At 62.6% G+C, this 19,435-nt stretch carries 17 protein-coding genes; 12 read left to right on the forward strand and 5 right to left on the reverse strand.

Features of this window, described 5'->3' with window-relative positions; translation table 11 throughout:
- The first annotated feature begins 212 nt into the window (after positions 1 to 212).
- From pal to ftsH, 4 genes are all read left to right on the forward strand, one after another.
- Entirely contained in the window at positions 213 to 719 is a 507-nt protein-coding gene (pal, locus tag NKI32_RS12490) for a peptidoglycan-associated lipoprotein Pal (RefSeq protein WP_023684182.1), read from the forward strand.
- Positions 720 to 932: 213 nt separating this feature from the next.
- Positions 933 to 2,015, forward strand: a complete 1,083-nt coding sequence (ybgF, locus tag NKI32_RS12495; RefSeq protein ID WP_353002742.1) for a tol-pal system protein YbgF — start codon at positions 933 to 935, stop codon at positions 2,013 to 2,015.
- Between the two features lie 51 nt (positions 2,016 to 2,066).
- Complete coding sequence (gene tilS, locus NKI32_RS12500; RefSeq protein WP_353002744.1) at positions 2,067 to 3,473, forward strand: tRNA lysidine(34) synthetase TilS; 1,407 nt, start codon at positions 2,067 to 2,069, stop codon at positions 3,471 to 3,473.
- Positions 3,474 to 3,576: 103 nt separating this feature from the next.
- Positions 3,577 to 5,502: an ATP-dependent zinc metalloprotease FtsH gene (gene ftsH / locus NKI32_RS12505; RefSeq protein ID WP_023673598.1), complete on the forward strand. Its 1,926-nt coding sequence runs from the start codon at positions 3,577 to 3,579 to the stop codon at positions 5,500 to 5,502.
- 66 nt (positions 5,503 to 5,568) lie between these two features.
- Here ftsH and NKI32_RS12510 read toward each other — a convergent pair whose 3' ends face one another.
- Positions 5,569 to 5,907, reverse strand: a complete 339-nt coding sequence (locus tag NKI32_RS12510; protein ID WP_023673597.1) for a winged helix-turn-helix transcriptional regulator — start codon at positions 5,905 to 5,907, stop codon at positions 5,569 to 5,571.
- 215 nt (positions 5,908 to 6,122) lie between these two features.
- Here NKI32_RS12510 and NKI32_RS12515 point away from each other — a divergent pair, with 215 nt between their 5' ends.
- The gene (locus tag NKI32_RS12515) at positions 6,123 to 6,887 is read left to right on the forward strand and encodes an SDR family oxidoreductase (protein WP_353002746.1); all 765 of its coding nucleotides are present in this window, start codon (positions 6,123 to 6,125) and stop codon (positions 6,885 to 6,887) included.
- A gap of 27 nt (positions 6,888 to 6,914) precedes the next feature.
- Positions 6,915 to 7,790 (forward strand): NAD(P)-dependent oxidoreductase, encoded by an 876-nt coding sequence (locus NKI32_RS12520; protein WP_352623696.1) that lies wholly within the window; start codon positions 6,915 to 6,917, stop codon positions 7,788 to 7,790.
- A 72-nt stretch (positions 7,791 to 7,862) separates the two neighbouring features.
- Here the strand turns inward: NKI32_RS12520 and NKI32_RS12525 are convergent, their stop codons facing one another.
- The gene (locus NKI32_RS12525) at positions 7,863 to 8,315 is read right to left on the reverse strand and encodes a hypothetical protein (protein WP_031194264.1); all 453 of its coding nucleotides are present in this window, start codon (positions 8,313 to 8,315) and stop codon (positions 7,863 to 7,865) included.
- Between the two features lie 241 nt (positions 8,316 to 8,556).
- On the reverse strand, positions 8,557 to 9,561 hold the full coding sequence (locus NKI32_RS12530; RefSeq protein WP_023755560.1) for a hypothetical protein: 1,005 nt from the start codon (positions 9,559 to 9,561) through the stop codon (positions 8,557 to 8,559).
- 343 nt (positions 9,562 to 9,904) lie between these two features.
- On the opposite strand from NKI32_RS12530, the gene glmM reads away from it, so the two are divergent.
- The 5 genes from glmM (at position 9,905) to serA (ending at position 16,362) form a co-directional block, all read left to right on the forward strand.
- Positions 9,905 to 11,257: a phosphoglucosamine mutase gene (glmM, locus tag NKI32_RS12535; RefSeq protein ID WP_023673591.1), complete on the forward strand. Its 1,353-nt coding sequence runs from the start codon at positions 9,905 to 9,907 to the stop codon at positions 11,255 to 11,257.
- Between the two features lie 252 nt (positions 11,258 to 11,509).
- Positions 11,510 to 12,325, forward strand: coding sequence for an outer membrane protein (locus NKI32_RS12540; protein WP_023684191.1), 816 nt, complete (start codon positions 11,510 to 11,512; stop codon positions 12,323 to 12,325).
- Positions 12,326 to 12,554: 229 nt separating this feature from the next.
- On the forward strand, positions 12,555 to 13,325 hold the full coding sequence (locus NKI32_RS12545; protein ID WP_353002747.1) for an outer membrane protein: 771 nt from the start codon (positions 12,555 to 12,557) through the stop codon (positions 13,323 to 13,325).
- A 201-nt stretch (positions 13,326 to 13,526) separates the two neighbouring features.
- Positions 13,527 to 14,702 (forward strand): phosphoserine transaminase, encoded by a 1,176-nt coding sequence (locus NKI32_RS12550; RefSeq protein WP_352623693.1) that lies wholly within the window; start codon positions 13,527 to 13,529, stop codon positions 14,700 to 14,702.
- A 58-nt stretch (positions 14,703 to 14,760) separates the two neighbouring features.
- A complete protein-coding gene (serA, locus tag NKI32_RS12555; RefSeq protein ID WP_023699182.1) occupies positions 14,761 to 16,362 on the forward strand; it encodes a phosphoglycerate dehydrogenase in 1,602 nt (533 codons plus the stop codon).
- Positions 16,363 to 16,426: 64 nt separating this feature from the next.
- Here serA and NKI32_RS12560 read toward each other — a convergent pair whose 3' ends face one another.
- Together NKI32_RS12560 and NKI32_RS12565 are read right to left on the reverse strand one after the other, a co-directional pair.
- Positions 16,427 to 16,891 carry a DUF2231 domain-containing protein gene (locus NKI32_RS12560; protein ID WP_023742249.1) on the reverse strand — a complete coding sequence of 155 codons (465 nt, stop codon included), beginning with the start codon at positions 16,889 to 16,891 and terminating at the stop codon, positions 16,427 to 16,429.
- Positions 16,892 to 16,996: 105 nt separating this feature from the next.
- Entirely contained in the window at positions 16,997 to 17,902 is a 906-nt protein-coding gene (locus NKI32_RS12565) for a DMT family transporter (RefSeq protein ID WP_353002749.1), read from the reverse strand.
- Between the two features lie 209 nt (positions 17,903 to 18,111).
- On the opposite strand from NKI32_RS12565, the gene NKI32_RS12570 reads away from it, so the two are divergent.
- Positions 18,112 to 19,410 (forward strand): adenylosuccinate synthase, encoded by a 1,299-nt coding sequence (locus NKI32_RS12570; RefSeq protein WP_023684197.1) that lies wholly within the window; start codon positions 18,112 to 18,114, stop codon positions 19,408 to 19,410.
- Positions 19,411 to 19,435 lie beyond the last annotated feature (25 nt).

Genomic DNA, 19,435 nt, shown 5'->3' on the forward strand with positions numbered 1-19,435 from the left:
CCAATTCCCCAGTTCGTCAGTTCCCATTTTTCACGCCAAAGTCGCGTTTTGGCCGCATTTCCGCCTACGGTCCGCGACCATTGTGGCATCAGGTCATTTTGGCCGGGACGGCGGCTGAAACCAAATTTTAACCGTGTTTCTTGAATGCCGGTTAACCCAAACGTGGTTACTGGGTGATCAACGAAGTCACTCGAATACGAAGGAGAGGCGGCATGGGCCGTATCGCAGCACTTACCAGAAACCCGGCGATGATCGCCCTGATCGCGATGCTCGCCATCACCGGTTGCGCCTCGAAGAAAACCCCGAACAACGCTGCCGATCTCGGCCTCAATGGCGCGGGTGCCGCAACGCCGGGCTCGGCGCAGGACTTCACCGTCAACATTGGCGACCGCATCTTCTTCGACACGGACTCGACCGCAATCCGCGCCGATGCGCAGACGACGCTCTCGCGCCAGGCGCAGTGGCTCAACCAGTACAAGCAGTACGCCATTGTCGTCGAAGGCCATGCCGACGAACGTGGCACACGTGAATACAATCTGGCTCTCGGCGCCCGCCGCGCCGCTGCCACTCGCGACTTCCTGGTCGCCAGGGGCGTCTCGGCGAGCCGATTGAAGACGATTTCCTACGGCAAGGAACGTCCGGTCGCGGTCTGCGACGACATCTCCTGCTGGTCGCAGAATCGCCGCGCGGTCACCACGCTCTCCGGCGCCGGCTCCTGATAGGCAAGACGGCGGCGCCTTAGTCGCATAATTGCAACACCTCCATGCGAAAGGCGGCCTTGTGGCCGCCTTTTTCACTTTCGGCCCCGGAAACAAACCCGGAAACAAAATTTGGCCGAAGTCTCGCCTCCTGCTAAGAGCCGAGGGCGTCGTGCCGGTCCCACTTTGATCGGAAGGCGCGAACAGGCTCACGATTTTCACGGCGAGAGGCACATGCATTTCAGATCGGTCTTGAGCGGCACGCTTGCGCTGCTGCTCGTATCAGGCTTCGCGGCTTCTGCGAGCGGCACCGGACAACCCGCGGATAGCGGCTTTTCCTTCCATCTGCCGACGCTCGGCATTTTCGGCAAGAAGGAGAAGCCGGAGCAGCAACAGATCGCGCAGCAGCAGGACGGCACCGCCGCCGCGGGGCTGGAAGATCAGCTCCGGCAGATGAACGGCAAGCTCGAGGAACTCAACTTCCAGATCCTGCAGATGCAGGAGCAGATGCGCAAGCAGCAGGAAGACAACGAGTTCCGCTTCCAGCAGTTGGAAGGCGGCTCCAGCGGGCAGCCGCCGGCCCAGAAGAAATCGGAGGCCGCGCCGCAGGACGGTGGCGCGGGCACCGGCGTCGCCGAGGCCCCGGCAGACCAGGCGCCGGCCGATGCCGGCGCGCAGCCGGATGGCGGCCAGAGCGTCGGCGAGGTCATCGTCGAATCGCAGACCGGCGATCCCGGCAAGGTGATCAACGGCACGCCGCCCAAGACCTTCGGCACCATTACCGTCGACAAGAACGGCAATGTAATCGACGCCGGCGGCAACAGGCAGGCAGCGGCGCCGGCGGAAGGTGCGGCTCCCGCCGCCGAGGCGCCGGCTGCCGGGGCTAAGACCGGCAAGTCGGACGGCACGGTGGTGGCGGCGCTGCCTGCCACCAACAACCCGGAAGAGATCTACCGCAACTCCTACCAGTTCATCCTGTCGGGCGACTACAGCACCGCCGAGCAGGGTTTTCGCGACCACATCGCCCGCTTCCCGAAGGACGCCAAGGCGGCGGACGCGCATTACTGGCTTGGCGAATCGCTGCTTGGCCAGCAGAAGTATCATGACGCTGCCGAGGTTTTCCTCTCCGCCAGCAAGGACTATCCGAAGGCCAAGAAGGCGCCTGACATGCTCCTGAAGCTTGGCGTGTCGCTGGTCGGCCTCAAGCAGAAGGATGTCGCCTGCGCCACCTTCGGCGAGATAGGCAAGCGCTATCCCGATATTTCGGCCGCGCTCAAGGAACGCGTCAAGCAGGAGAGGGCGCTGGCGGCGTGCTAGTCTTTGCCGTGTTGTCCCAGAACCGGGACCACTTTTGCGCGACATGCATTGATGCTCGATACCGAGCCTGACCTTTCGAATTTTTCGCAGATCGACTTTACCAACGGCGCGCTTGCGGCCGTGTCCGGCGGCAGCGACTCGACCGCCCTCCTTCTTCTCCTCAAGGCTCACCTCGACCGCAGCGCCCCGACAGCCCGGCTGCTGGCGGTGACGATCGACCACGGCCTGCGTCCGGAAGCAGCAGCCGAAGCGCGCAGCGTGGCAAAGCTTTGTGCCGAGCGCGGCATCGCGCACCGGACGCTCAACTGGTCCGGCGCCAAGCCGTCGGCCGGCCTGCCCGCGGCGGCGCGCGAGGCGCGCTACCGGTTGCTGGCCGAGGCAGCGCAGGCGCAAGGCATTGGTGTGATCGTGACCGGCCACACCGCCGACGACCAGGCCGAGACCGTCCTGATGCGAGCCGCGCGGAATGACGGGCGAGAGCTTGCAGGCCGAGGTCTCGCCGGCATGGCGCCTGCCACCCTCTATGACTGGCGGATCTGGATCGCGCGGCCGCTGCTCGGCGCTCGGCGCGCGGCGTTGCGCGCCTTCCTGCAGCGCGAACATGTCGGCTGGGCGGAGGATCCGACCAACATCGACACGAATTTCGAACGCCCGCGCATCCGGGCCGTGCTCGGCGAAGACCGGAGCGGGCAGCGTTTTGCCGAAGCGATCGGCCTGGCCAGGCGGGCCGCCGGCGAGCGCGAACAACTCGGTCGCCGCGCCGCCGCCCTGATCGGTGAATTTGCCAGCCGGCCGGCGAGGGGTCTCATCCGTCTCGATCCCGGTCTTGCCGAAGCTGACGACACGCGAGCCGCGGTCTATGCGCTGCGTGTCCTGCTGGCGGCGACGGGCGGCACCGCCTTGTTGCCGGACCAGGCGCGCAGCGAAGCGCTGTTCGAGCAAATGCGGGCCGGTCGGCTTTGCGCCACATTGTCGCGGGCGGTCGTCGATATCAGGCGAAACGGCATCTTCCTGCGCCGTGAATCGCGCGACCTGCCGCGTTCCGCGCCGGTAGCTGGCGCTCTGCTTTGGGACGGTCGCCGGCGGATCACGCCACACATCGAAGCCGGGGCGATCACATTGGACGACAGTCCGGGTGCATGGTTGATCGCGCCGCTTGGCGCCGCTGCCGCCGCCAAAACGCCGATTGCCGGGGATGGCGCGCCGCCAAGCCTTGTGCGCGCCGCCCTGGCTGCGGAACCGGCGCTGTGGCGCGGCGGCGAATGCCGTGGTTTTGCAGGGGATGTAGCGGCGGCGCCGGCAATCGCCGTCAGCCCGGTCGTTGCGCCCTTTGCCCGTTTCCTGCCGTGCTTCGATCTGGTGTTGGCGCAGGCCGTGGCCGAGTTGATCGGCGCACCGCCTGTCCCGGCTTGCCCTTTGGCCGCCACAGTGCCGGTTGATCATGGCGCGAAAGCTTAACCCAGACGTGCTGTTATGCTTGGCAAGGGGGGGCGCTCTCCCTATGTTAGGCGCAAGTTTCCTCTCATGACGCGTGTCCCAGCGGGCACCAACGGGACAATTGATGAATCCGAATTATCGCAATCTCGCGCTCTGGGCGATCATAGCGGTCCTGCTCATTGCTCTCTTCAATCTGTTCCAGACGCCGCAGACTCGCGGGGCCTCGACCGACGTTCCCTATTCGCAGTTCCTGCAAGAGGTCGCGGCCGGCCGGGTCAAGACGGTGGTCATCGCCGGCGCCCGCATCACGGGCACCTACGCCGACAACGCCAATGGCTTCCAGACCTATTCGCCTGGCGATCCGCAGCTGGTCTCGCGGCTGCAGGACAAGAACGTCACCATCAATGCGCGGCCTGAGTCGGACGGTTCCAACTCGCTGTTCAGCTATCTGATCTCCTACCTGCCGATGATCCTGATCCTGGGCGTGTGGATATTCTTCATGCGCCAGATGCAGTCCGGCTCCGGCCGCGCCATGGGTTTCGGCAAGTCGAAGGCCAAGCTTCTCACTGAGGCGCATGGCCGCGTCACCTTCCAGGATGTCGCCGGCGTCGACGAGGCCAAGGAAGATCTGGAAGAGATCGTCGAGTTCCTGCGCGATCCGCAGAAGTTCCAGCGCCTCGGCGGCAAGATCCCGCGCGGCGTGCTTCTGGTCGGACCTCCCGGCACCGGCAAGACGCTGCTCGCCCGCTCCGTCGCCGGCGAAGCCAATGTGCCGTTCTTCACCATCTCTGGTTCGGACTTCGTCGAGATGTTCGTCGGCGTCGGCGCAAGCCGTGTGCGCGACATGTTCGACCAGGCCAAGAAGAATGCTCCCTGCATCATCTTCATCGACGAAATCGACGCTGTCGGCCGCCATCGCGGCGCCGGCCTCGGCGGTGGCAATGATGAGCGCGAACAGACGCTGAACCAGCTGCTGGTCGAGATGGACGGCTTCGAGTCCAACGAGAGCATCATCCTGATCGCCGCCACCAACCGGCCCGACGTGCTCGACCCGGCGCTGCTGCGTCCGGGCCGTTTCGACCGCCAGGTGGTGGTGCCGAACCCCGACATCGTCGGTCGTGAGAAGATCCTCAAGGTGCATGTGCGCAACGTGCCGCTGGCGCCGAATGTCGACCTCAAGGTGATCGCACGCGGCACGCCGGGCTTCTCGGGCGCCGACCTGATGAACCTGGTCAATGAATCCGCTCTGATGGCGGCGCGCCGCAACAAGCGCCTTGTCACCATGGCCGAGTTCGAGGACGCCAAGGACAAGATCATGATGGGCGCCGAGCGCCGCTCGTCGGCCATGACCCAGGCCGAAAAGGAGCTCACGGCCTATCACGAGGCCGGCCATGCCATCCTGGCGCTCAACGTGCCGTCGGCCGATCCGCTGCACAAGGCGACCATCATCCCGCGCGGCCGCGCGCTCGGCATGGTCATGCAACTGCCGGAAGGCGACCGCTATTCGATGAGCTACAAATACATGATCTCACGGCTCGCCATCATGATGGGTGGCCGCGTCGCCGAGGAGTTCAAGTTCGGCAAGGAGAACATCACCTCGGGCGCCTCCTCGGACATCGAGCAGGCGACCAAACTGGCGCGCGCCATGGTCACGCGCTGGGGCTTCTCCGACAAGCTCGGCCATGTCGCCTATGGCGACAACCAGGAAGAGGTTTTCCTCGGCCATTCGGTGGCGCGCACGCAGAACGTCTCGGAAGAGACCGCGCAGATCATCGACGCCGAAGTGCGCAGGCTGATCGACGAGGCCTATGTCACGGCCAAGTCCATTCTGACCAAGAAGAAGAAGGAATGGATCGCTCTGGCGCAGGGCCTGCTCGAATACGAGACGCTTTCGGGCGAAGAGATCAAGCAGCTGATCGCCGGGCAGAAGCCCGCGCGAGATTTGGGGGATGACACCCCCACAAGCCGCGGCTCGGCTGTGCCGAAGTCCGGCCGCCGCAAGAAGGGTCCCGAGCCCGAAGGCGGCATGGAGCCTCAGCCGTCGAGCTGAGCTGACATCACTTGATGCAAGAAAACGCCGCGGCTCAATCCGCGGCGTTTTGCTATTCAGGGTCTCTCAAAGAGCATGCGGGACGGATGCATTTGCTTTGCCGGGGCGCACACCGTCAGTCCGGCCAGCATGTTGCTTGCCCCATCTGGCCAGCGGGATCAGGGCATTGTCCAGCTCGATGCCGAATTCGGTAATCGAGTATTCGACCCTCGGCGGCACCTCGGGAAAGATTTCGCGATGGACGATGCCGTCGGCCTCCATTTCGCGCAGCTGTTGGATCAGCATCTTTTCGCTGATGTCAGGCACCAGCCGCTTCAGCTCACCGAATCGTGCCGGCGCCTTGTGAATCTGCCAGAGCAGTAGCGCCTTCCATTTGCCGCTGATGACCTCCAGCGCCGGCCCCAATCCGCAACTATCTGGCTGTTTCTTTCCCATGTTTCATCCAATTCTGAGCAATCGGTGGGTAGCTTACATTTTTGTCGGTACTTGAGAAAAACCAAGCCGGTCCATAGCTTCAAACCAGCTCGCCGGCATCGGCGAACACCACAACATCATATCGGTACCTCGCTTCGACCTGCAAAGGCCGTCGGCGGCCGGATTTTGTCAAAAAGGGATGGATCATGACACGATACGCAAACAAGAAGGCCGTTGTCATCGGCGGGACGCACGGCATGGGGCTCGCCGTTGCCGAAGCCCTGATCGAAAGCGGCGCCGAGGTCCTGGCCACCGGCCGCGACCAGCGCAACATCGAGGCCGCGCGAGCCAAGCTGCTTTCGCGAGCTCATGTCGTGCGGTCCGATATCTCAGACATGGCCGATATCGTCACGCTCGGTGCCGAAGTGGGGCAGAAGCTTGGCCACATCGACTTCCTTCACGTCAATGCCGGGGTGGCCAATCTCGAACCCGTGGAGCGGGTCACCGAGGACAGTTACGATCGCACCTTCGACATCAACACCAAAGGCGCTTTCTTCACCGCGCAGCGCCTGCTGCCCCTCATCAGGGATGGTGGCGCCATAGTCTTCACCTCGTCGATCGCCGACGAATCCGGCACCGGCGGCATGAGCGTCTATTCCGGATCGAAGGCGGCACTGCGCGCCTTCGCCAAGGTCCTGGCGGCCGAGCTTCTGCCGCGCCGCATCCGCGTGAATGTGGTCAGCCCTGGTTTCATCGATACGCCGACGATGGGTGTGGCCGACGCCTCGGCCGAGGAGCGGGCCGCCTTCATGGCGATCGGCGACGCGGTCACACCGATGAAGCGCCACGGCACGATGGAGGAGGTGGCGCGCGCAGTGCTGTTCCTGGCGTTCGACGCGACCTTCACCACGGGCGCGCGGCTGACCGTGGACGGTGGCCTTGGCCAGGACCTGAGCCCGACACCGGCGTAACCGCGCAACAAACCAAGGAGAAGCAGAATGAGCGACATAACAGTAATCGGTCTCGGCGCCATGGGCACTGCGCTTGCCGAAGCCTTTCTGAACCAGGGACATGCGGTGACGGTGTGGAACCGTTCTCCGGCAAAGGCTGAGGCTTTGGCAGCCAAGGGCGCCATTGTGGCCAAGAGTGTCGAGGAAGCCGTTAGATCGAGTCCACTGATCGTGGCGTGCCTGCTTGTCTATGACACCGTTGGTGAGGTGCTCGACCCAAGCCGAGCGGCGCTGTCGGGCCGCACATTGGTCAATCTCACCAACGGCACGCCCGAGCAGGCGCGGGCGATGTCGGGCTGGGCGGTGAGCCAGGGCGCCAGCTATATCGACGGCGGTGTCATGGCGGTGCCGCCGATGATCGGCGGGCCGCACGCCTTGATTCTCTACAGCGGTTCGCGCCAGGCGTTCGATGCCTGTTCGGGGCAGCTCGGAGCGCTCGGCACCAGCAAATTCCTCGGTGAGGATGCTGGCCTCGCGCCGCTCTATGATATCTCGCTTCTGACCGGCATGTACGGCATGTTCGCGGGCGTTCTGCAGGCGTTGGCATTGACGGGCGCAGCAGGAATCCCGGCCGGCGAGTTCATGCCGCTGCTGGCCTCCTGGCTTCAGTCGATGCAAGGCCTGCTGCCGAAGTGGGCCGAACAGATCGACAATGGCGATCACACCAGCAATGTCGTTTCCAACCTGGGCATGCAGGCTGATGCCTACGTCAATCTCATCGATGCCAGCAGGTCGGCTGATGTCAGCACCGAACTCGTCCTGCCGATGCAAAGCCTGTTGAAGCGCGGGGTGGCTGCCGGCCAGGCCAATGCCGATCTTACAAGCCTGGTCGCACTGCTCCAGCTTTCGAAACAAGGCGCTTGACGGCGCAAGACTCAAGAGAAGGCCGCCAACCTTGCGGTTGGGGGCCTTCGATCTTCAAACGCTGCTGGTCGATTAGCTCTTCAGCTTGGCGTTGCAGAGGCTGTAATAGCCGCCGCCCTTCTGGATCCAGCGAAGGCCGTTCAACGTACCCGCGTCCTTGTTGCCGTGGTAGCCCTGCAGGCAGGTCTTCATACGCGCCTTCGAGGGCTTCTCGGTCTTGAATTCGGCGGCGAGGGTGGTCGGGAATGTCACGCCCGTCGGCGCTACAACGGGGGCGACCGCCGCGCTGGTTTCCTTCTTCGGCTGCGGCTGGGTTTTGACCGCATCCGTACTGGCACTCTCCGCAGCTGACGTCGCACACTTCTCGGTGCGGAAAGCGGTCCAATCCATGCCGTTCAGAGTGCCGCCTTCCTTGGCTGTGCGATAAGCCTCGCCGCATTCCTTCATTGTCAGTGCGCTTGCAGGGGCGACGCTCCACGCAATCCATGCCGTCACAGCCAATGCCGCCAATTTCAATCTGGACATAAGACTCTCCTGGTTGACAAAAGTTCGATGTCCTTTTGTATACCATTTGTTCTGCATATGTTCAATTGGAATCTTTGCGAACCACCGATATGTCTGGGGTGGGCAGTGTGGGCGAATAGATGATGCCGACAGCTTCCGCGATATGTAGACGTCGATCAACGCCGGGTGTGTTCGAGCGCAATAAAAAGGCCCGCGCATGCTGCGATGCGCGGGCCTCTGTCTGGAGAATATGGCTACGCGATCAGCTCTTCAGCTTGGCATTGCAGAGGCTGTAGAAGCCGCCGCCCTTCTGGATCCAGCGCAGGCCATTCAGCGTGTTGGCATCCTTATTGGCGTAGTAGAGCTCGAGGCAGGTGTGCATGCGGCCCTTGGCCGGCGTCTCGCCGGCGTATTTCTTCGAGATCGCGGCCGGGAACTTCACACCCTTGGGAGCGGTGACCGAGGGCTTCTCGGGCTCGCTGGTATAGGTCGCCTCGCTCGGAGCGGGCACGGTGTCGTCGTCATCTGCGCCTGCGCCGCATTCGGCCTTGCGGAAGTCGTTCCACTTCTTGCCGCCCAGAGTATTGGCAGACTTGGCAGCCTGGTACTTGGCGCTGCAATCGGCCATGCTCAGGCCCTTGCCGCTGCTGTCGGCAGCTGCCTTGGTGGTTGCCTTGGCGGGTGCTGCCGCGGCCGAGGCCCCGGCGGCGCATTCGGTCTTGCGGAAGTCGTTCCACTTTGCGCCATTGAGCGTACCGGCGGCCTTTGCCGCCTGGTACTTGGTGCTGCATTCCTTGGCCGTCAGGCCCTTAGCGCCATCGTCGGTTGTGGCTGCGGCCTTGGTCGTGGCCTTGGCGGGTTCTGCCGCGGCGGATGCGCCGGCGGCGCATTCGGTCTTGCGGAAGTCGTTCCACTTTGCGCCATTGAGCGTACCGGCGGCCTTGGCAGCCTGGTATTTAGCGCTGCATTCCTTGGCCGTCAGACCCTTGGCGCCGTCATCAGCAGCGGCGGCGGCCTTGGTCGTGTCCGTCTTGGCCGCAGCGGCCTTCTTGGCCGCCGGCTTTGCGGTCTCGGTGGTGGCCGCCGCGTCGGTGCCGCACTCGGCCTTCCGATACTGATTCCAGGTCTGCCCGTTCAGCGTGCCGGCGTCCTTGGCGGCATTATACTTGGTACTACACTGGGCCATGGTCAGCGCGCTGGCGGGCGCCGCCATGAACAAGGTTGCGACGGCAAGACCCGTCAAAGTTGCAAGTCGGTGGATGAGCATGGCGTTCTCCCGTTGCTGCGCCCATAGGTTGTACCTGTGTCAATCAATAGCTCTCAACGCTAGGCTGCGCCAGATGCTAAACGGCGTTCTCCCGATAAGGTGATGGACCCTTGCGATCTGCCGCTCCAACAGTCCGGCTTACCGGCCCAATCTGCGCAGTGTGGCCCAGTGTGAATGCTATATTGCGGCAACACCGTGTCATGATACGCTGCCAACGCTCCGAACAGCCTGCTACAATGATTTTCTAAGAATTGGTAATATACAATCACACAATGTGATAGTCGGGCTCGGACCAATTGTGGCATTACGAGCCGGCTGAAAACCGACGGGGATTCTGGCAAGCATGGCAGGACGTTATTTTGGCACCGACGGCATTCGCGGGCGCGCCAACAAGTTTCCGATGACGGCTGAGATCGCGATGCGGGTCGGCATGGCCGCCGGCCTGTCGTTCCAGCGCGGCAGCCATCGCCACCGCGTCGTGCTCGGCAAGGACACCAGGCTGTCCGGCTACATGATCGAAAACGCCATGGTGTCCGGCCTGTGCGCGGCCGGCATGGATGTGTTCCTGCTCGGCCCGATCCCGACACCGGCGGTCGCCATGCTGGTACGCTCGCTGCGTGCCGATATCGGCGTCATGATCTCGGCCTCGCACAATCCCTATTACGACAACGGCATCAAGCTGTTCGGTCCCGACGGGTACAAGCTCTCCGACGAGATCGAGGAGCGCATCGAGAGCATGCTCGACAAGGATATCGAACTGGCGCTCGCCGATTCCGACGGACTTGGCCGCGCCAAGCGCGTCGACGGCGTGCATGACCGCTACATCGAATTCGCCAAGCGCACGCTGCCGCGCTCAATGTCGCTGTCGGGTCTCAGGATCGTCGTCGATTGCGCCAACGGCGCGGCCTACAAGGTGGCGCCAGCAGCACTTTGGGAACTGGGCGCCGAGGTCATTGCCATCAATGTCGATCCGAACGGTTTTAACATCAACAAGGAATGCGGCTCGACCCATCCGGCCGGCCTGCAGAAGAAGGTGCATGAAGTGCGCGCCGATATCGGCATCGCACTCGACGGCGATGCCGACCGTGTCGTCATCGTCGACGAGAACGGCACCATCGTCGACGGTGACCAGATCATGGCGCTGATCGCCGAGTCCTGGCACCAGAGCGGGCGACTGGCCGGCGGCGGCGTCGTCTCGACGGTGATGTCCAATCTCGGCCTCGAACGCTTCCTTGGCGACATGAAGCTGCAGCTGCATCGCACCAAGGTCGGCGACCGCTATGTCGTGGAACATATGCGCGCGCACGGGTTGAATGTCGGCGGCGAGCAGTCGGGCCACATTGTGCTGTCCGATTTCTCGACCACTGGCGACGGGCTGGTCTCGGCTCTGCAGGTGCTGGCCTGCATCAAGCGGCAGAACCGGCCGGTCAGCGAATTGTCGAAGAAATTCGAGCCGGTGCCGCAGCTGTTGAAGAATGTCCGCATCGCCGGCGGCAAGCCGCTTGAGGAAGCCACGGTCAAGGCGGTGATCGAAGACGCGCGCAACCGTCTCGGCAAGGCCGGCCGCCTGGTCATACGGCCCTCCGGCACCGAGCCGCTGATCCGCGTCATGGCCGAGGGCGACGACCCACAGCTGGTCGAGGCCGTGGTCAACGACATCGTCGACATTATTTCGGAAACGCGCAGCGCCGCCTGATTGCGCTGCGTCCAACGGCAGGGGCGAACTGCCGGCTCAAGACTTCAAGCCCGCCTGCAGGCGGGCTTTTTGTTTCGGCCAGGGTTGGTCCCAAGCGTTATGCCGGCGGAGACTGTTTGCTAAAATGTCGAGAATTCGTGGTTAATCGACAGGGTTAAACGCCTTTTAACTTTTCCAATTCATTATCCACAACTGAGGTCAATCACATTCGGGCAAGTTGGACTTTCCCGACGGTTCTCAGGGGTGACAAACATGTTCAATACAGCAAAAAAGGCCCTCCTTGCCGCGCTGTTCGCAGGTGTGGCCGGGCCAGTATTCGCCGCCGATCTGGCGGAGCCGCCGGTGGTCGAAGAGGCGCCGGCGCCGATCGCCTACGAGCAGCCGGCCGATTTCGGCGGCTGGTACATCCGCGGCGACATCGACTATCATAAATCGGATTTGCGCGGCATCGACTATATCACCTACGGGCCGCCTCCCGGCAGCAATGTTTTCGATTCCGGCGAGCTTAAGGGCGGCTTCTCACTCGGCGCCGGCATTGGCTACAAGATCAACGATCATTTCCGTACCGACCTGACAGCCGACTATTGGTTCGCTTCGGACTTCAACGGATCAACCAACGATGGCGTTACGACCTCGGTCGAAGTGTCGAAAATGAGCGCATTGCTGCTCTTGGCCAACGCCTATTACGATATCGGCACCTGGCACGGCATCACGCCTTATGTTGGCGCTGGCATCGGCGGCGCGCACGTCAAATGGGATACCGTCCACGACCCGAACACAACCGAGACCAACCCCGGGTCGAAGAATTGGCGCTTTGCCTACGCGCTCATGGCCGGCGCGTCCTATTGCCTTACCGACAGGGTGATCCTGGATGCCGGCTATCGCTACTCTCACATTGAGGGGGGCCGCATGTTCGACTTCGACGTGAGCAGTTCCGGGCCCGGCTTCGACCATGGCATCAACACACATGAGGTACGAGGCGGTCTGCGCTATCAGTTCGGCGGCAATAATGGTTGCACATCGCCGGAGCCCTACGTTCCAGAGCCGGAGCCGATCTACACCAAGTAGTCGCTTCGAAATCCAGGAATTCGCGAACCGCCCGGTCTTGCCGGGCGGTTTTCGTTTGCCGATGCTTGCGCGTTTTCAACCGGCCGCGTGTGCCGAAGAAACCCAATTGAAATCAATTCGGTACGCCGCGTTATCCTTAACCCTGACTTAACCACTATGGTTAACAATGCTCGGTGAAACGGCGCTTGCGATCAAAATGACGGGCGCCAATTTCAGGAGCCGGGGACCCATGAATTTCAAATCGCTGACAGCGCCGGCGCTCGCCGCACTCGTCCTTGTGCCGCTGACGCCGGCGCAGGCCGCGGACTACGATCCGCCGATCTATGTCGATCAGGCGCCGGACTATCAACCGGTCGAGGTCGGCTCGGGCTGGTATCTGCACGGCGACGTCTCTTATCTGGCGCAGAAGAGCTACGAGGATCAGGATTTCACCTTCGCCCCCGCGAGCTTCAGCGAGAAGCAGGATCCGGCCTTTGCCAGCATCGGCTTCGGCTACCACTTCAACGACTATCTGCGCGGCGACGTCAATCTTGGCTATCTGCCCGGCAACAAGATCGGCGTCGGCTTTGACGATTCGGCGACGCCGCCGCCGGGTGGTGCGACCATCGCGTCGGCATCGCTGCAGAATTATTCCCTGTCGGGCATGGTCAATGGCTATGTCGATCTCGGCACTTATGTCGGGATCACGCCCTACCTCGGCGCCGGCATTGGGCTGGTCCGGAGCAAATACAAGCTGTCGGCGAGTTACTTCACCGACAATGTCGACCCTACGGATGATTTCGTCCGGAACGACAACAAGACCCAGTATTCCCTCGCCTACACGCTGGATGCGGGCCTGGCCTATCAGGTGACCAAGAATGTTTCTGTAGATCTCGGCTACCAGTACTTCTCCGCGCCGGATGCCGAATATGTCACGGCCGAGAGCCTGACCTCCTATCCGATCCGCAAGGGCATCAGCAATCATCAGGTCAAGCTCGGCCTGCGCTACGACCTCTGGTAGGAAGCTTGCTGTTCGGAAGCCCAACGGCGGATCTCTTCGATCCGCTGTTTGCGTTTTAGCCCACGACATGCTGATCCCGTATCGCCGGTATCCCGCCAGCGACAAAAACTTTCCTCTTGACGCCTGAGGGCTGAACGCATATCGCCGTCCGTGGGCCACCCCTCCCCAACGAGGGGCCACTATCTGGAAGGATAGACCACGATGACGACGCATACGAAGCCCGGACTCCGTCCGGCAAACCCCAATTTCTCCTCAGGTCCCTGCGCAAAACGCCCCGGCTGGTCGGTCGAGGCACTGAAGAATGCTGCGCTCGGCCGTTCCCACCGCGCCAAGATCGGCAAGACCAAGCTCGAACAGGCGATCGAGCTGACGCGCGAGATTCTCCAGGTTCCGGCCGATTACCGCATCGGCATCGTGCCGGCGTCGGACACGGGTGCTGTCGAGATGGCGCTGTGGTCGCTGCTCGGTGAACGCGGTGTCGACATGGTGGCATGGGAAAGCTTTGGCTCCGGCTGGGTGACCGATGTGGTCAAGCAGCTGAAGCTAGTCGATATCAGAAAGATCGAGACAGGCTATGGCGAGCTGCCGGATCTCACCAAGATCGATTTCGACCGCGATGCGGTCTTCACCTGGAACGGCACGACCTCAGGCGTGCGCGTGCCGAATGGCGATTTCATCCCGGCGGATCGCAAGGGCCTGACCATCTGCGATGCCACCTCAGCGGCATTCGCGCAAAAGCTCGATTTCCAGAAGCTCGATGTCGTCACCTTCTCCTGGCAGAAAGTGCTGGGCGGCGAGGGCGCACACGGCATGCTGATCCTGTCGCCTCGCGCCGTCGAGCGACTGGAAACCTACAAGCCGGCGTGGCCGCTGCCGAAAATCTTCCGCCTGACCTCGGGCGGCAAGCTGATCGAAGGCATCTTCAAGGGCGAGACCATCAACACGCCGTCGATGCTGTGCGTCGAGGACTATCTCGATGCGCTTCATTGGGCGAAGTCGATCGGCGGTCTCGATGCGTTGATTGCCAGAGCCGATGCCAATGCCGCCGTGCTCGATGGCTTTGTCGACAAATCGTCCTGGCTCGGCCATCTCGCGGTCGATGCGGCGACACGGTCCAACACGTCCGTATGTCTGTCCTTCACCGACGCCGATGTCGCGGCGCTCGACGCCGACGGGCAGGCGGCTTTCGCCAAGGCGATCGTCTCTGTGCTCGACAAGGAAGGCGTCGCGTACGACATCGGCTCCTATCGCGATGCACCTTCCGGCCTGCGCATCTGGTGCGGTGCCACCGTCGAGACATCCGATCTCGAGGCGCTGCTGCCTTGGCTCGACTGGGCCTTCGCCACGCAGAAGGCTTCGCTGAAGGCCGCAGCCTGAGATTTCGTGGTGGCCTGCGGGCCGCCCTTTCCCGACAATCCAGTTCAAGGAGGCCGCCATGGCGCCCCGCGTTCTCGTCTCTGACAAACTCTCCACCACCGCCGTCCAGATATTCAAGGACCGCGGTATCGAGGTCGACTATTTGCCTGATCTCGGCAAGGACAAGGAAAAGCTGCTCGAAGTCATCGGCCAGTATGATGGCCTTGCCATCCGCTCGGCGACCAAGGTCACGGAAAAACTGATCAACGCCGCGACAAGACTCAAGGTCGTCGGCCGCGCCGGCATCGGTGTCGACAATGTCGACATCCCCGCGGCGAGCCGCAAGGGCATCATCGTGATGAACACGCCTTTCGGCAATTCGATCACCACGGCCGAACATGCGGTGGCGATGATCTTTGCACTCGCACGGCAGATCCCGGAGGCCAATGCCTCGACCCATGCCGGCAAATGGGAAAAGAACCGCTTCATGGGCGTCGAGATCACCGGCAAGACGCTGGGCGTTATCGGCTGCGGCAATATCGGCTCGATCGTCGCCACGCGGGGCGTCGGCCTGAAGATGCATGTCGTTGCCTTCGACCCGTTCCTGTCGGACAAGCGCGCCGAGGAACTCGGCGTCGACAAGGTCGAGCTGGACGAGCTGTTCGCCCGCGCCGATTTCATCACGCTGCACACGCCGCTGACCGACAAGACGCGCAACATCATCGACGCGGCGGCGATCGCCAAGATGAAGAACGGCGTGCGCATCATCAATTGCGCGCGTGGCGGGCTCATCGTCGAAGCCGACCTGGTCGCGGCGCTGAAGAGCGGCAAGGTGGCGGGGGCCGGCGTCGATGTGTTTGAGGTCGAACCGGCGGAGAACAACGCGCTGTTCGGCATGGAGAATGTAGTGGCAACGCCGCATCTGGGCGCCTCGACAGCGGAAGCGCAGGAAAATGTCGCGCTCCAGGTGGCCGAGCAGATGGCCGACTATCTGATCAAGGGCGCGGTTTCGAATGCCATCAACATGCCCTCGATCACGGCCGAGGAAGCACCGCGGCTAAAGCCGTTCGTCAAGCTCGCCGAAGTGCTCGGCGCCTTTGTCGGCCAGGTCACCGAGGACCCGATCAACGAGGTCGAGATCCTGTTCGATGGCTCGACCGCGACGATGAACACGCGTGCCCTGATCAGTGCCGCGCTTGCCGGACTGATCCGGCCGCAGGTCGCCGACGTCAATATGGTGTCGGCGCCGATCATGGTGAAGGAGCGCGGCATCATCGTCGCCGAGGTCAAGCGCGACAAGTCGGGCGTGTTCGACGGCTACATCAAGCTGACGGTGAAGACCGAGCACATGACGCGCTCGATCGCCGGCACCTGCTTCTCCGACGGCAAGCCGCGCTTCATCCAGATCAAGGGCATCAATCTCGACGCCGAGGTCGGCCAGCACATGCTCTACACAACCAATGCCGATGCGCCCGGCATTATCGGCCTGCTCGGCACGGTGTGCGGCGAGAACGGCGTCAACATCGCCAACTTCCAGCTCGGCCGCAACCGGCCGGGCGGCGATGCGATCGCGCTGCTCTATCTCGACGCGCCGTTCCCGGAGAAAGTGCTGGAACAGGTCAAGGCGCACAAGTCCATCGACTCGGCCAAGCGGCTGCAGTTCGACGTCAACGCAATGTAGTTGACGGCGTGGCGGATGCGGCGGTCCTCCCCCCATCATTGGGGCGGCCGTCGCAGAGGCCGGTTCAGGTCAATTCGTCTGAGCCGTCGGAGACGCCCACGCGATGCCGATAGACCAATTCCCAGCCCTTCCAGCCTGTAAACAGCAGGACCAGAACCACGATCAGCGACAAGATAAAGCCGGTCGGGATCACGGCCGCCGCTCCAGCGACATAACGCGAGTACCAGTTATAAAGCTCGATCAGCACAACGAGCACGTTGCCGCCGGCATGGAGCCATGCCGTCGTGAGATTGCGGATCCGAACATCGCCGAGAACATCCGTCAGGCCGGTAAGAGCGGCCAAGGCGCCCATGATCAGGCCGGCGCCGAGAAGCCAAAGCGATCCGGTGACCCACCCTGGATCGGCTGTTTGCCAGAAAATCAGATCGCAAACGAAGGTGCCGACAAAGAAGGCGATCGGAAACGGAATCAGCATTGGATGAATGGGGTGACCGGCAATGCTTGCCGTGCTGCGAGGGTTGTGGCTCATCTTGTTGCCTCCCTCCCCAGCAAACTCCGCCAGAGGTAAAATGTTCCAGGTCGGCGCGCGGCAGCAGTTATCCCGACGGCGGCGCAGCGCGGCAGCGGCCAAATGTTATCCGCAGCGGTTCGGTGACGACATCTTGCGCCCGCTGTATTCGGCGAGCGAAATGCCGCCCAGCACCAGGGCGAGCGCCAGCGCCTGGTAGAGCTGGAATGTCTCGCCGACGATCAGCACTGACAGCAGCGTGCCGAAGATCGGCACCAGATTGATGAACAGCCCGGCACGGTTGGCGCCGATCAGTTCGTTGCCCCTGATGTAAGTGATCTGCGAAATGACCGAAGCGCCGATCGCGGTATAGACGATGACCACCCAGCCGCTGATATCGGGGACGATAACCTTTTCGGCGGCGACCTCCCACAGGAAGAACGGCAGCGAGGTGATGAGGGCAGCGATCGCCAGGGACAACATCAGGCTCTGCCAGCGCATCACCGGCTTCAGCCGCAGCCCGACCGAATAACCGCTGTAGAGGACGACCGCGACCAGCATGATGGCGTCGCCGAAATTGAGTTCCAATGTGAGCAGCCGGCGCGGATCGCCGTGGCAGGCAGTCAAGATGACGCCGAAGATGGTCAGCACCACGCCCGCAATCTGAGCCCAGCTCACGCGCAGGCGGAAGAAGAAGAAATTGGCAATGATGATCAAGACCGGCATCGCCGCCTGTTCGATCGAGACATTGATCGCCGTCGTGTAGTTGAGCGCGGTGTAAAAAATGGTGTTGAACAGAGTGAAGCCGCTGGCGCCAAGTGCAGCCAGGACGAACCAGTGTTTGCGCACCACCGGCCAGTCCTCCCTGATCGTGCGCCAGCCGATCGGCAGCAGGATCGCGACGGCCAGCACCCAGCGCAGGAAGACCAGCGTCATCGGCGAGACGTGATCGACCGCCAGCTTGCCGGCGACGGAATTGCCGCCCCACAACAAGGTGGTCAGCAGCAGGAACAGGTAGGCGCGTCGATGCATTGCGGGATTCCGGCCGCTTGGGGAGTTGTGTTTGCCGGCCTATTGCCCCCGCCGACGCAAGTAAATGATGTCAAAGCCGAAAATTGTTGTGCCTCAGGGCATTTTCGGCGGCAAAGAAAGGTCGCGCTTGCGAGGTCTTGACGTTATAGAGGCCTGTCGTTTCGAACCATATCCAGGCCGCCAGGGCGGCATCTCAAGGGAAAAGAAACATGGCCAATGTGGTGGTCGTCGGCTCGCAATGGGGCGACGAAGGCAAGGGCAAGATCGTCGACTGGTTGTCGGAGCGCGCCGACGTGGTCGTGCGCTTCCAGGGCGGCCACAATGCCGGCCATACGCTGGTCGTCGACGGCAAGGTCTACAAACTGTCGCTGCTGCCGTCGGGCGTGGTGCGGCAAGGCAAGCTGTCGATCATCGGCAATGGCGTCGTCTTCGACCCGCACGCCTTTGTCGCGGAAGTGGCAAAACTCAAGGCGCAAGGCGTCGAGGTCACGCCGGACCGCCTGAAAATAGCCGAAAACACGGCGCTTATCCTGTCGCTGCACCGGGAGCTGGACGGATTCCGCGAGGACGCCGCCTCCAATTCCGGGACGAAAATTGGCACGACGCGTCGTGGCATCGGCCCAGCCTATGAAGACAAGGTGGGCCGGCGCGCGGTTCGGGTGATGGATCTGGCGGATTTGGAAACGCTGCCTCTCAAGGTCGACAGGCTGCTGACGCATCACAATGCGCTGCGTCGCGGGCTTGGCCATGGCGAAGTCACGCATGAGGCGATCATGACCGAGCTGACCTCGGTCGCCGATGAGATCCTGCCCTATATGGACCGCGTCTGGAAAATCCTCGACGACAAGCGCCGCGCCGGCGAACGCATCCTGTTCGAGGGCGCGCAAGGCACGCTGCTCGACATCGACCACGGCACCTATCCGTTCGTCACCTCGTCCAACACCGTTGCCGGCCAGGCAGCCGCCGGCTCGGGGGTGGGCCCCGGCGCCATCGGCTATGTCCTGGGCATCACCAAGGCCTATACGACGCGTGTCGGCGAAGGCCCGTTCCCGACCGAGCAGAAGAACGAGATCGGCGAATTTCTCGGTACGCGTGGCCACGAATTCGGCGTCGTCACCGGGCGCAAACGCCGTTGCGGCTGGTTCGACGCCGTGCTGGTGCGCCAGGCCGTCGCCGTCAACGGTATCAAGGGCATCGCCCTGACCAAACTCGACGTGCTCGACGGGCTGGATGAGATCAAGGTCTGCACCGGCTACCGTCTCGACGGCGAAACGATCGACTATCTGCCGGCCAGCCAGGGCGCGCAGGCGCGTGTCGAACCGGTCTACGAGACGCTCGAAGGCTGGAAAGGCACCACAGCCGGCGCGCGCAGCTGGAACGACCTTCCGGCGCAGGCCGTCAAATATGTCCGTTACATCGAGGAGCTGATCGGGGCACCCGTCGCGCTCCTTTCCACCAGCCCGGAACGGGACGACACGATACTTGTGACCGATCCGTTTCAAGACTAGTTTTCTGAAGCCTTTCCGGGCATCG

This window comes from Mesorhizobium sp. M0761, assembly GCF_040320205.1.
Lineage (GTDB): Bacteria > Pseudomonadota > Alphaproteobacteria > Rhizobiales > Rhizobiaceae > Mesorhizobium.

Excerpts from the sequence above, each read along its gene's own strand:
- NKI32_RS12565 (WP_353002749.1), bottom strand. The coding sequence starts at position 17,902 with ATGCATCGACGCGCCTACCTGTTCCTGCTGCTGACCACCTTGTTGTGG.
- NKI32_RS12530 (WP_023755560.1), bottom strand. The coding sequence starts at position 9,561 with ATGCTCATCCACCGACTTGCAACTTTGACGGGTCTTGCCGTCGCAACC.
- glmM (WP_023673591.1), top strand. The coding sequence starts at position 9,905 with ATGGCAGGACGTTATTTTGGCACCGACGGCATTCGCGGGCGCGCCAAC.
- pal (WP_023684182.1), top strand. The coding sequence starts at position 213 with ATGGGCCGTATCGCAGCACTTACCAGAAACCCGGCGATGATCGCCCTG.
- NKI32_RS12560 (WP_023742249.1), bottom strand. The coding sequence starts at position 16,891 with ATGAGCCACAACCCTCGCAGCACGGCAAGCATTGCCGGTCACCCCATT.
- ftsH (WP_023673598.1), top strand. The coding sequence starts at position 3,577 with ATGAATCCGAATTATCGCAATCTCGCGCTCTGGGCGATCATAGCGGTC.
- NKI32_RS12540 (WP_023684191.1), top strand. The coding sequence starts at position 11,510 with ATGTTCAATACAGCAAAAAAGGCCCTCCTTGCCGCGCTGTTCGCAGGT.
- NKI32_RS12525 (WP_031194264.1), bottom strand. The coding sequence starts at position 8,315 with ATGTCCAGATTGAAATTGGCGGCATTGGCTGTGACGGCATGGATTGCG.
- NKI32_RS12515 (WP_353002746.1), top strand. The coding sequence starts at position 6,123 with ATGACACGATACGCAAACAAGAAGGCCGTTGTCATCGGCGGGACGCAC.
- NKI32_RS12550 (WP_352623693.1), top strand. The coding sequence starts at position 13,527 with ATGACGACGCATACGAAGCCCGGACTCCGTCCGGCAAACCCCAATTTC.
- NKI32_RS12520 (WP_352623696.1), top strand. The coding sequence starts at position 6,915 with ATGAGCGACATAACAGTAATCGGTCTCGGCGCCATGGGCACTGCGCTT.
- NKI32_RS12545 (WP_353002747.1), top strand. The coding sequence starts at position 12,555 with ATGAATTTCAAATCGCTGACAGCGCCGGCGCTCGCCGCACTCGTCCTT.
- NKI32_RS12570 (WP_023684197.1), top strand. The coding sequence starts at position 18,112 with ATGGCCAATGTGGTGGTCGTCGGCTCGCAATGGGGCGACGAAGGCAAG.
- tilS (WP_353002744.1), top strand. The coding sequence starts at position 2,067 with ATGCTCGATACCGAGCCTGACCTTTCGAATTTTTCGCAGATCGACTTT.
- ybgF (WP_353002742.1), top strand. The coding sequence starts at position 933 with ATGCATTTCAGATCGGTCTTGAGCGGCACGCTTGCGCTGCTGCTCGTA.
- serA (WP_023699182.1), top strand. The coding sequence starts at position 14,761 with ATGGCGCCCCGCGTTCTCGTCTCTGACAAACTCTCCACCACCGCCGTC.